The 11621-nt window shown below is 40.7% G+C and carries 11 protein-coding genes; 2 read left to right on the top strand and 9 right to left on the bottom strand.

Features of this window, described 5'->3' with window-relative positions; genetic code table 11:
* Window positions 1-3: 3 nt before the first annotated feature.
* The 3 genes from DZ860_RS01740 to DZ860_RS01730 all read right to left on the bottom strand — a co-directional run bounded on the left by DZ860_RS01740 (window position 4) and on the right by DZ860_RS01730 (window position 4478).
* Window positions 4-507: a LabA-like NYN domain-containing protein gene (locus DZ860_RS01740; protein ID WP_439333090.1), complete on the bottom strand. Its 504-nt coding sequence runs from the start codon at window positions 505-507 to the stop codon at window positions 4-6.
* Window positions 508-973: 466 nt separating this feature from the next.
* Complete coding sequence (locus tag DZ860_RS01735; protein ID WP_120029184.1) at window positions 974-2167, bottom strand: acetate/propionate family kinase; 1194 nt, start codon at window positions 2165-2167, stop codon at window positions 974-976.
* 304 nt (window positions 2168-2471) lie between these two features.
* Window positions 2472-4478 (bottom strand): TonB-dependent siderophore receptor, encoded by a 2007-nt coding sequence (locus DZ860_RS01730; RefSeq protein WP_120029183.1) that lies wholly within the window; start codon window positions 4476-4478, stop codon window positions 2472-2474.
* Window positions 4479-4595: 117 nt separating this feature from the next.
* On the opposite strand from DZ860_RS01730, the gene DZ860_RS01725 reads away from it, so the two are divergent.
* Window positions 4596-5582 carry a helix-turn-helix domain-containing protein gene (locus DZ860_RS01725; protein WP_165862829.1) on the top strand — a complete coding sequence of 329 codons (987 nt, stop codon included), beginning with the start codon at window positions 4596-4598 and terminating at the stop codon, window positions 5580-5582.
* 51 nt (window positions 5583-5633) lie between these two features.
* Entirely contained in the window at window positions 5634-6020 is a 387-nt protein-coding gene (cueR, locus tag DZ860_RS01720; RefSeq protein ID WP_120029181.1) for a Cu(I)-responsive transcriptional regulator, read from the top strand.
* Between the two features lie 90 nt (window positions 6021-6110).
* Here cueR and vctC read toward each other — a convergent pair whose 3' ends face one another.
* The 6 genes from vctC to DZ860_RS01690 form a co-directional block, all read right to left on the bottom strand.
* Entirely contained in the window at window positions 6111-6866 is a 756-nt protein-coding gene (vctC, locus tag DZ860_RS01715) for an iron chelate ABC transporter ATP-binding protein VctC (RefSeq protein WP_120029180.1), read from the bottom strand.
* A gap of 7 nt (window positions 6867-6873) precedes the next feature.
* Window positions 6874-7824, bottom strand: coding sequence for an iron chelate uptake ABC transporter permease subunit VctG (vctG, locus tag DZ860_RS01710; RefSeq protein WP_120029179.1), 951 nt, complete (start codon window positions 7822-7824; stop codon window positions 6874-6876).
* A complete protein-coding gene (vctD, locus tag DZ860_RS01705) occupies window positions 7814-8752 on the bottom strand; it encodes an iron chelate uptake ABC transporter permease subunit VctD (RefSeq protein WP_120029178.1) in 939 nt (312 codons plus the stop codon). Before vctD ends, vctG begins: the two co-directional genes overlap by 11 nt.
* A 74-nt stretch (window positions 8753-8826) precedes the next feature.
* Window positions 8827-9732 carry a siderophore ABC transporter substrate-binding protein gene (locus DZ860_RS01700; RefSeq protein ID WP_120029177.1) on the bottom strand — a complete coding sequence of 302 codons (906 nt, stop codon included), beginning with the start codon at window positions 9730-9732 and terminating at the stop codon, window positions 8827-8829.
* 185 nt (window positions 9733-9917) lie between these two features.
* The gene (locus tag DZ860_RS01695; RefSeq protein WP_120029176.1) at window positions 9918-10556 is read right to left on the bottom strand and encodes an RNA-binding S4 domain-containing protein; all 639 of its coding nucleotides are present in this window, start codon (window positions 10554-10556) and stop codon (window positions 9918-9920) included.
* Between the two features lie 94 nt (window positions 10557-10650).
* Window positions 10651-11262 carry a glutathione S-transferase family protein gene (locus DZ860_RS01690; RefSeq protein ID WP_120029175.1) on the bottom strand — a complete coding sequence of 204 codons (612 nt, stop codon included), beginning with the start codon at window positions 11260-11262 and terminating at the stop codon, window positions 10651-10653.
* Between the last annotated feature and the right edge of the window lie 359 nt (window positions 11263-11621).

The following is an 11621-nucleotide window of genomic DNA, read 5'->3' as shown; positions in this document are numbered from 1 at the left end:
GTGCTACTTACTAAGTAATAAGTCTCTATCGATACTAACAAACTGATTAGCGCTATCAATCAAGCCTTGGCTCGTTAAGCGGTTCACACCATAAACTACCACTTTCTTATTGTACTTTTCTCGCAGACGTTCCACTAATAGTTGAAAATCACCGTCTCCTGAAACAAGAACAATAGTGTCGACTTCAGGGGCGATTTCTATAGCATCTAAGGTGATGCCAACATCCCAGTCCCCTTTTGCACTACCATCTCGACGTTGAATGTATGGCTTGAGCATTACATTAAAGCCGATACCTCGAAGAATGTGATGAAATTGACGTTGCTTAGGATCTTGACTGGCTATCGCATACGCTTTTGCCGAAACCACATTTTTACCCTGAGTTGCGACATACCAAAATTGGTTGTAATCAAAATTTGACTGATAAGCGTCACGACAAGTGTAGTAAACATTCTGTACATCAACTAACAATGCAATTTTTTCTAGATCGGCAGACATAAATACGTTCATAAGATATCAAAAACGCTACCCTAGGTGATTTAGGTTTAAAGTACAACTCATTCTTTACGCTCTTAAAAGATCACCGTCTCAGCTCGGTAGTGCCTATTTGATTAGAAGTGGCTGATAAGACGTTCAAACCAAGTTACTTCGCCAAAAGCAATCAAGTCATAGATGGTGAAAAATATCACACAGATAACGGCTAGTTTAATCAATCTTTTTAAAATAAACATATTGGTTTCCAATAAAATAGTACCACTTAGTGTACTCCAATCTCGGCTATTCAAACAGTCGTAGCAAAGGATTAAACCCGTAAAGTAACAGCCACGGTATGGGTGCAGTAAAGTATTCTGCTATTCACTATCTAATCAACCTCAAATGAAACTCAAGCTATCTTAAAATAGAATTTTCATTATAAAAAAAGCCCTTTCCAAACGGAAAGGGCTTCGACATATTTCCCAAAAATATGAGTAGATTTTTATAGCAGCTCTACTGACTGTTGCGCGATAACCCACTCTTCATTCGTAGGGATTACCAACGCTTTCGCATTCAATAGTTCAGAAGTTGCGATCACACCAGCGTTACCGAAGCGAGCGTCTTCATTACCTTTTTCGTCTTCAACGAAACCTAGTAGGCTTAGGTTGCGTAAGATTTCACGACGAATTGGTAGAGAGTTCTCACCGATACCACCAGTAAAGATGATTGCATCTAAACTATTAAGCGGAATTAAGTATGAACCGATGTATTTAGCTACACGGTACGTGAACACTTCAAATGCTAGTTTCGCACCTTCATGTCCATTTTCCATTGCGTCTAATACGCCGCGAGCGTCAGACGTTAGGCCGGAAACACCTAGGAAACCAGATTTTTTGTTCAATGTTTCGAACACTTGCTCTTGGCTCCAACCTTTCTTCAAAAGAAACTCAATGATACCTGGGTCTAGGTCACCACAACGAGTACCCATCATTAAGCCTGAAAGTGGCGTAAAGCCCATTGAAGTATCGACAGATTCACCGTTTGAAATTGCACATACAGATGCGCCGTTACCTAGGTGAACAGAGATAAAGCTTGATTCTTCTACTGGTTTGTTCAACATTTTCGCAGCTTCACGGCTAACGAAGTAGTGACTAGTACCGTGGAAACCGTAACGACGAATGCCGTATTCAGAATACAATTCACTTGCAATAGCACCAGTAAATGCTTTTTGAGGCATTGTTTGGTGGAACGCAGTATCAAAAACAGCGAATTGAGGAAGGCTTGGGAAAGCAAGCATTGCAGCTTGAACACCCAATGCACCAGCAGGGTTATGAAGTGGTGCTAAATCCGCTAGGCTTTCAATTTCAGCCAGAACTTCGTCATCGATACGTACGGTTGATGTGAACTTCTCACCACCGTGTACGATGCGATGGCCTACCGCTACAAGATCGTTAGTAAAACCAAGTGTTTCAATCAATGCAACGATGCGATTGATCGCATGTTGATGATGGTTGTCCGGTTCAGTAATGGCTTCTTCTGTTTTTTCGCCATTATACTTCCAGCAAATCACCGCTTCTGGGAGGCCAAAGCACTCACCCAGACCGCTAACAATGGCTTCGCCAGTAGCAGAATCTAGTACAGCAAATTTTAGAGATGAACTACCTGAGTTAATCACCAGAACAAACGAGTTCGACATGTAATATGTATCCTGTTTCAGACTAATGTGTGGAGCATTTAGGGTATTTTGTTATCTGCTGCCATTATTCAATATTTTTTGAATCTTTCAACTTTCTTTTAATTTTTATTTCAATACAAACGATTGTTTGTTGATCTAAGACAAGTTCAATATTTATTCATGGCTAGAAATAAATCAGTTTATCGCTACTTGGATGCTCATTTTTGTACATGATCGCCTGACTCAAATTTAGTTGAATGATCAATAACTAAAAAAAACCGCCATAAAATATGGCGGTCAGAAAATTTTAAGCGAGATCTATCGACTAAAATTGATACGCAGCTGAAAGTTTGAAGTTTCGTCCTGGGTCGTAATCATCAGCTATTGTTCCACGACGCGTTGCACCCGTTGTCGATGCATGTGAAATGTAAGCCTCATCAAAAATGTTATCGATTCCGAATGTCACAACCAAATCCTCTGCTTGACGGGGGATCCATTGAGCATAAATATTGTGCGTATTATAGCCCTCTTTTATCGGTGTCCCAGCAACAATATTTTCTTCATCAAGTACGACTATCGATGTCCAACCAAAAATCGTATCTAAGCTGTCTGACTGGTAATCTAAGGTTAGTGCAATGCTATCGCCTAAGTCAGTACTGTGATTTGTTGAACTGCCGGTGATAGGCTCGCCAGTGGACTTATTTCGATTATCTGAGCGAGAGTAAGAGAATTTAGAGCTAAAAGCCTCATAAGCGTAGGTCGTGCTGAATTCAAAACCTTGATATTCCACCTCCCCCTCGTTATAAATTAAGTAGCTTTGTGTCGCAGCTTGGTATGCCTCTGCAATGTAGTCATCGATCGTTGTTTCAAACGCTGTCAGAGTTAAACCTAAGTAGTGCTGATCCAACTGTCGAGAAAAACGAACTCCAGCTTGAGTATTTCTGCCTGATTCAGCCTTAATATCATCAGCTAAGAAAGTACCATCTTGGTAACGAATGAACGATTCTAATAATTCAGGCCCTTTGAAAAGGGTTCTTGTGCTCGCGAATATAGTCCAGTCATGGGCAACCGTCCATTCACCTGAAATTGCCCATGTTATATCATCGAAGTCATGAGTACCTGTTGTCGCTTTTCGCTTATAGTTGTCATAGCGAAGTCCCGCCGTTAGCAATAAGTCAGAACTTATAACCCATTGATTTTCAATGAACACGGCTGTCGATATCGCATTTTCATCGGTGTAAGCATCCGACACGTACGTGCTTGCACTGTTCTTATCCATATAGTCAAGACCATACGTTAAACGATGAGAAAATGACGCGATATCAAAATCTGACTGAAATTGAACATTCAAGCCGCTGTTTTTATTTTCAGCGCTGTTAGTACCAATACGGTCCGCAGGCCAGCGTCCGGTCACGGTTGATTCATCGCGTGTCAATCTGGTTTTGGTTGAATACAAGGTCGCTTTACCATGAGTATTTTCACCAAAATATTGATACGACAGAGTGAGTGTATCTCGGTCATAATCCGTCGGTATTAGATCAGCATCCGATATTTGCTGATTTGCGTTACCGGACCAATCTGGACGAGGATTATAATCACCACTGTCACGATACAAATCATAACCTACTTCAAACCGGTGTTCTTTTGAGGGCTCAAACCCAACTTTACCAAAAATATTATAGATATCGCCCTCTACGCCAAACGTTTCTACGCCATTTCCATCTTCGAAGTTTCCGCGCTGGACAAGATGCCCGTATACAATTGCATCCAGTTTTTCCGTTGGCATCGCATATAGAGTTAAAGAACCTTGCTGACTATCATTAGATGCGTAGCCAGCAAATACACGAGCCCCAAATTGTTCTGAACCACGAACCAAGTCTTTACCATCTTTTGTTTCAAAGTAAACCGAACCACCGAGCCCACTTTGGGTTACAGAGTTGTTCCCTACCTCGATATCTACCTGTTTTAATATGTCGGGATTTAAGGTTAAGTTGCCAATATGATGAAACATATTGGCGTGCTGGGAAGCGCCATCAAGCCTAATATCTAAATCCGTTTCCCCTATACCTCGAATATTAATTCGCTGATTGACTGAGTGAGTACCGCCTACATCTACGCCAGGAATATCACGAAGTAAGTCAGACATGTGGTCGGGTTGCTTTAGTGACATATCATTCGCCCCTACGGATTCAGAGCTACTCGATACTTTCGTTCCCCACACCACGATCTCATCGAAGTAACTATTTTCTTCCGCATACACCCAGTTAGTGAGTGCGAAGCTGATTGCTGTAGCAAGAACCCCTTTACTCGTCGCATATGTCACTTTTTCCATTACTTAGTCCTTTAAATCTAAATGATAACAATTCGCAAACATGATAGTTTTCATTAATATCGACATAAAGGTCAGTGAGTTATGCAAAAATGCCTAACTGTTATGAGGAACAACCAGATGAGACAGGTAAGTCAAATTAACAACACTCAATGTAAAGTTATGGTGACAACAAAAGTGGCTAATAGTGAAAAACAACTGATCGTTGAGTCGTTCAAGCAGCCGAAAGCAGTTCTAGTTGAGGGGACGTTTATGTCGTATCAATCAGATAATGGTTGGGGGTTACATGGAGGAAGTAGCCGTGAACTGGTAAATTCTAACGTCGTATCAACTGCACCAATCTCAGTAATTTTTACGATCCTACTCCAAGGCGATCTATCTTTTGGCTATGACGATTTAACGTTCGATCTTTCTTCTGAAAAAAATTCTCACGTTGTCGCAGTGAATTTAGCTCGTCCTGCGAATTTTCGTCGCGCGTTGTTTAAAAATAACCAAGTGACCAAACTCAACATCATGCTGAAATACGATTGGCTGCACTCTCGAATGAGTCACAATTGTTATGCAAAAGCGTTTGTCAACAGACACAAAAACTTTACCCATTTTGCAGCATCACCAGAAATAGTCACCCTCACCCGACAATTGCTCAAAAGTGGCGAACCAACGACGCTGTTAGAAACATTAACTCTCGAAGCGTTAAGCCACCAACTCATTAATACACTTTTTAAACAGCTCGAAAATGAGACGATTCAGACTTTACCAAACGATGAGGAATTTGCTAACGCAGCGGCTGTAGAGGATATAATCAGTTTCATAGAGACACATTTAGAAGAGAATTTATCGAACGATGACATCGCTCTAGAATTTTCAATGAGCCCGACCAATCTTCAGCGAAAGTTTAAGCAACATTTAGGGATTACGTTAAAAAGTTACGTACGAGGCAGACGACTCGATATCGCAAAGCATCATCTAGAGCAGAAATTAGTCAGTGTTACTCAAGCTGCATATGACGCAGGCTACGCACATCCTGCAAACTTCACCATCGCGTTTAAGAAGAAATTTGGCTACCCTCCAACACAAACAACAACGCAAGCACAATCTCTTCGTTAAAACGGTAAAGTGAGATAAAATCACTGTTAGTTTTATAGTAGGAGTACTCTAATGAACATTGGAGAAGTTGCTCAAATCACTGGGTTATCAAGCAAATCTATTCGCCTCTATGAAGATAAAGGCATTATTTCAGCGCCTCATCGAAGCGCCTCCGGTTACCGTGAATACTCATCACAGCATTTGCAAGAACTCAATCTCGTCTCGCGAGCAAAAAATGCGGGCTTTTCACTGGTTGAGTGCCGTGAGTTTGTCGAACTCGCCCATAATCCAGCGAGAAAAAGTAGTGAAGTGAAAGCGAAAACAGAGCAAAAACTCAGTGAAATTGCGCTAAAAATAAAAGAGTTAAAAGAGATAGAAAAGCAGTTAAAAAGTTGGATTTCTGCCTGCCCTGGGGATGGCAATAGTCAATGCCCAATCATTGAAGATTTGACCAAATAAACTCGAGTTTAAAAGTTATATCCAAAAAGAGGCGCCCTATCTTAGGCGCCTCTTTTAAGTATGGTATCCAGTCAAACCTAGTAATCACACCTAGTAGTAGGTGCACATACGCTTACCATCGCGTTCAATGATGTTAAATGGGGTTTCGTAAATACTTTCCAGCACATCAGACTGAATCACTGATTCCACATCTCCCTGCGCCACAACCTTGCCTTTCTTCAACGCAATAATCTTATCGGAGTAACAAGAAGCAAAGTTAATATCATGAATAACCACAACTACCGCTTTATGCATTTCATGGGCTAAACGACGTACATTACGCATAATTTGCAGCGAGTGTTTGATATCGAGGTTGTTTAATGGTTCATCCAAAAATACGTAGTCGGTATCTTGAGCAATTACCATCGCAATGAAAGCCAATTGACGCTGTCCGCCACTTAACTCATCTAAGTACTTATTTTGAATTTCCGTAAGATCTAAGTATTCAATCGCTTGGTTAATAACAAGATGATCATCATCCGTTAAGTTACCTTGACTATAAGGGAAGCGACCGAAAGAAATCATTTCACGTACGGTGAAACGCATGGTTATAGAGTTCGCTTGACGCAAGACCGCTAAGTGGCGCGCAAGATCTTTGGTATCCCAATCAGCGATTTCACGACAGTCAATATGCACTGTGCCTGCGTCTTTCGAAACCAAGCGGCTCGCCATCGAAAGCAAGGTACTTTTTCCTGCACCATTAGGACCGATGATCGACGTCACTTTGCCTTTTTCAAATTCTGCACTGGCATCTTCAACCACGGCAGATTGACCGAATCTTTTGGTCAGACTTTTTAGTTTAATCATATCGTTCCTAAACAATCTTGTTACGTAGCAGCATTGATAAAAAGTAAATGCCACCAATAAAGTTAATGACAACGCTCAACGTAGTCGAAAAAGCAAACAAGTTTTCTACTATCCACTGCCCTGCTAACAGAGACGATACGGAAAGAAGGGAGACAGCAAAAAGCAGTACTTTGTGTTGGTATGAACGGAACATTTCACGAGCCAAATTAGTCACCAATAAGCCAAAGAACATTATCGGCCCAACCAGAGCTGTAGAGATTGCAATCAACATTGCAGAGAGTACTAGTACCGTCAAGGTGACTCGTTTAACATCAATACCCAAACTGGTCGCATTATCTTTGTCTAACCAAAAAACATCCAACACTCGGTTCATTCTAAAAAGCAAATAGCTGACTAACAGTAAAAGTGGCGTACATAGGTAAACAAGTTCAACGTTGACGTTATTAAAGCTGGCAAACATCGCCGCTTGAACCGAATCAAAATCATTCGGGTCCATCAACATAATCAAAAACGAAGATACGCTACCAAATAGTTGCCCTAATATGACGCCTAACAGCAACAACACCATTAAATTTTGTTTTGCACTTTTGAAGTAGAAACTAAATAACAACAGCGAGAACGCCATCATTACGATGACTGAAAGTGAGAAGTTATAATAAGCATTCAGAGCAAAAGAGCTGAATGCCCCAAAAACAACCACAACCAATACTTGAGTAAACATGTACAGGGCATCGAAACCCATGATGCTAGGGGTCAAAATGCGATTATTGGTTATAGTTTGAAACGCTAACGCTGATTGGCCAATGGCAATACCTGCAATAATCATTGCCAAAACTTTCGGGACTCGGCGGGATAAAAAGTATTGGTAATTATCCGCAGTAAGACCAAGGCCAATAAATAGACCAGAAAATAGCAGCGCAATGATCGCAAGAACTAGCAGTTTAGATTTATCCTGCATTGCGTTGTCCTCGCAAGATAAAGAAGATAAATACCGCACCACCAAGCATGCTAATGATCATAGAAATAGGGATCTCATACGGGAAGATAATGACACGTCCAACTAAGTCACAGCAAAGTACAATCAGTGCACCTAAAATGGCTGTGATCGGGATATTTTTACGCAGGTTATCGCCGAAATAATGGCTAACAATGTTTGGCACAATCAAACCAAGAAATGGTAATTGCCCCACAATCATCACGACACTCGCTGACATAATAGAAACGAGAATGACACCAATCACTAGAACTTGTTGATAGTTAAGCCCCAAGTTAGTAGCAAAATCTTTACCCAAGCCTACTGCAGAAATACGTGTGGCGTAGAGATATCCGACAATGGCTACCGGAATGGCAATATAAAGCAATTCATAGTCACCTTGCAGCAAGTTAGCAAAGTTCGCGACTGCCCAACCGGATAGGTTTTGCAAGGCATCGTATTTATAAGCGACAAATGTAGCTAACGAATCAACAACATTACCAAAAATGATCCCGATTAAAGGGACAAAAATAGCGTTCTTAAATTGTACACGGTTGATAAATTGGACAAATAATAAGGTTCCCAACATAGAAACGAGGAAGATAAGCCAAATTTGTTGACCGTCCCCAAACAAAACTAGGCTTAATACATAGCCTAACATTGCACATTCTATCGTTCCTGATGTCGATGGAGAGGCAAATCTGTTTTGACTAATTTGTTGCATGATTAAGCCAGCAATACTCAACCCAGCACCGGCAAGAAGCACCGCAACCAAACGAGGTAAGCGACTGGTAAACATAAGATGCCAACTCGCAGCGTCACCCGCCAACAACGCCGTCAGCGTGAGTTCACCCACTCCAACAAATAATGAACACACTGCCAATATAAACAGCGTGATGGATAGCTTATTCAAAACGAACCTCTGAGAACTAAAACACCCAAGCGGTTTCATCGCTCGGGTGTTATCTATTATTGTTATTTTTTTAACTACATATTCACTGACGTTTTCACATCTTGAATCATCTGCTCTGTCGCTTGAATGCCTGAAATAGACAAATACCAAGCATTGATATCTAAATAAACAATTCGATTATTTTTAAACGCAGACGTCGCTTGAACTAGCTCGTTATCAAATTCGCGCTTAGTATTGCTCGTGCCTTTATTAATTAGCTTATCTTTATCGATGATCAACAGTGTTTCTGGGTTAGCTTCACGAATAAATTCGTAAGAAATCAAATCACCATGTTTGCTTTCGCTGATACCATCAACGGTTTGATTGAAGCCGAAGTCTTTATAAATCGCAGAGAATCGAGATTGTGAACCAAACGTTGTCACGTTACCGCCCGCACTCATCACTGTCAGTGCATCGTTATTGGTTTCTTTATTGTGTTGGCTAATCGCTTTAAACTGGGCATCTAGCTGCTCAATTTTTTGTTCAACAAAATCTTGTTTTTCAAATATTTTTGCCAGATTACGCCATTGCTCTTGAGTACTTGGCCAGTACCCTTTATTCGCATCTGCAGCGTAAACAATAGTTGGTGCAATCTTATTTAATTCATCATATTGAGTGATAGCACGTGAACCGATAATAATAAGATCCGGTTTTTGGGTGTAGATCGTTTCAAAGTCAGGTTCCGACAAGCTACCAGCAACGACGAAATTGCCGTCACGATATTTAGAAAGGTAATCTGGAAACTGACTCACAGTGGAAATAGCAACAGGGGAAATGCCGAATGTTTCTACGGTATCGAGTGCGCCCAAACCTAAAACAACAACACGCTCTGGGTTGGTTTCTACTTTTGTTGTGCCTTTAGCATGGTTGATTTCAACCATCTCTGCGTTTGCGCCAAAAGTGACCGCTCCTGCCAATAGTGCAACTGTTGATATTTTCATGTTTCCACTCCTTAATGATGAATGCAATGCATTATCATTTAGGTTTGCATCAAAGTCATCTCGTCTTTACATTTTTTACCTTTGTAAAGAATTAGAAGATCTAACGAAAAACATAAAAAAAAGGAGGCATAGCCTCCTTTTATATAATGAAATTCAATTTCTAGTAAAACTAGCTACAGACGTAATTAGAAGAAAGCGATTGATGAACGACCGTTTTTGTCTTTACTATTCGAAACGTTATCGTCTTTTGACACCACGTTCTCTACGCTATTACTCTTTTTCGACGTAGAGCCTTTATTCTTCGAGCTTGGTGCAGATGAGTCGCGTGGTTCAGCTTTCGCACTTAACTTATCGTTGCTACTTTTTTTGGCATTACCTTTCTTCGTGTTCTCTTTCGGTGTATTGCCTTTTTTAGCATTACCTTGTTTCGCATCGGTTTGTTTACCACCGCTTGCTTTGCCATTCTTCGCTTTGTTTTTCTTATTGCTGTTTGTAACAGGTTGAGAATTCACATCAGCTTTAGGCTTTGACTCTTCTGGTTCAGTCACTGGCGCATCACACACAACGACGTAATATTCTTGATTGAATTCGAAAAAATCACCGTCATACATTTTACGACGCTTACGGGTTTCTAGTTCACCATTAACAGCGACATAACCTTCCGAGATCAGGTGCTTTGCTTCACCACCACCACCGACAAGGTTAGCAATTTTAAATACTTTATACAGCTCAATAGGCTGACATGAGACATCAATACCAATTGCCTCAATCTCTATTTCTTCGCCTTGCTCTTCCCATTCACCGTCGGTTTGATAATCGCTCATTGTGTTACCCGTAAAATAAAACGCCGAGTCTAGCGTTTTATTGCCCGCACAGCAATTGACTTCAACATTCCAGCCAACGCTACAACGTAACTAGCTAATTAAAAGATGGTCGTTTTGAGATTTCCTCAAACCAAAGCCTAATAGCTTCATAATCCTCTAATACCTCGATTTTTAGCCCATTAATGCAGAAGCCGATAAAAAGAAAAGCGGTTATATCCACAATAGTAAAAGCATTACCCGCAACAAAATCATGCTGACTCAATTGCTTTTCAAGAACAGGCAAAAACTCATTCACTCGTTTTTTTGATTCATGTCCCCACTCTTCAACACAATGCTCACGGTCTGCGTAAAAACCCGTAATGTTACGGAATGCTTGAAACGCGGTGTACAACCCTTGAAATTCAACGACTCGATGCCACATTTCAACCTCCGCTTTCGCTAAAGGGTTCGCGCCAAACAAATGAAGGTCATTGGGATATGACGCATCAAAGTAACGGCAAATCGCCACACTTTCACACAATGTCTCTCCAGTTGCTAACTCGAGCATCGGTACTTTTCCATTAACAGAGCGAGCCAAAAACTCATCCGTTAGATTATCTCCCTCGCGAACATTAATCTCGACTCGTGGCACTTCTACGCCCAACTCTTTTAAGAAAATAGAAACTCGACGACAACTTGGTGTAGCGCCAGTTTGATATAACTTCATTCAGTCTCTTCCTTTATGTTTATGCTGCACAATGTAAAATTCCAAGCAACTAACAGCATCACTCTCTCTAAACCAATGTACTCAGCCGAAGTTTTCACTCTTTTTAAGCCAATATCCATTGCTTAGATTAATCAACTTACGCAATTTTTAACATTTTGATTACACTTACTGTATAGCAAAATTCATCACTAATAAATTTGAGGTTCGTAGCAAGATGACTGCTCACATCAAACTTTCTTAGTAGAGAATGTCACGCGAAGACGTTTTACCCTGATTTTGAACAGGCAAAATAGCATGACATTTATCGATGAACCGCATTCGCATTTGCTTATAGAGCATTTGCCGTCAAAAGGAGCTTG

This window comes from Vibrio sinensis (assembly GCF_003605645.1).
Classification (GTDB): Bacteria; Pseudomonadota; Gammaproteobacteria; order Enterobacterales; family Vibrionaceae; genus Vibrio; species Vibrio sinensis.
The sequence above is the reverse complement of the archived record's forward strand: the minus strand, read 5'-3'. Positions and strand labels throughout refer to the sequence as shown.

Excerpts from the sequence above, each read along its gene's own strand:
- DZ860_RS01740 (WP_439333090.1), bottom strand. The coding sequence starts at position 507 with ATGAACGTATTTATGTCTGCCGATCTAGAAAAAATTGCATTGTTAGTT.
- DZ860_RS01735 (WP_120029184.1), bottom strand. The coding sequence starts at position 2,167 with ATGTCGAACTCGTTTGTTCTGGTGATTAACTCAGGTAGTTCATCTCTA.
- DZ860_RS01730 (WP_120029183.1), bottom strand. The coding sequence starts at position 4,478 with ATGGAAAAAGTGACATATGCGACGAGTAAAGGGGTTCTTGCTACAGCA.
- DZ860_RS01725 (WP_165862829.1), top strand. The coding sequence starts at position 4,596 with ATGAGACAGGTAAGTCAAATTAACAACACTCAATGTAAAGTTATGGTG.
- cueR (WP_120029181.1), top strand. The coding sequence starts at position 5,634 with ATGAACATTGGAGAAGTTGCTCAAATCACTGGGTTATCAAGCAAATCT.
- vctC (WP_120029180.1), bottom strand. The coding sequence starts at position 6,866 with ATGATTAAACTAAAAAGTCTGACCAAAAGATTCGGTCAATCTGCCGTG.
- vctG (WP_120029179.1), bottom strand. The coding sequence starts at position 7,824 with ATGCAGGATAAATCTAAACTGCTAGTTCTTGCGATCATTGCGCTGCTA.
- DZ860_RS01700 (WP_120029177.1), bottom strand. The coding sequence starts at position 9,732 with ATGAAAATATCAACAGTTGCACTATTGGCAGGAGCGGTCACTTTTGGC.
- DZ860_RS01695 (WP_120029176.1), bottom strand. The coding sequence starts at position 10,556 with ATGAGCGATTATCAAACCGACGGTGAATGGGAAGAGCAAGGCGAAGAA.
- DZ860_RS01690 (WP_120029175.1), bottom strand. The coding sequence starts at position 11,262 with ATGAAGTTATATCAAACTGGCGCTACACCAAGTTGTCGTCGAGTTTCT.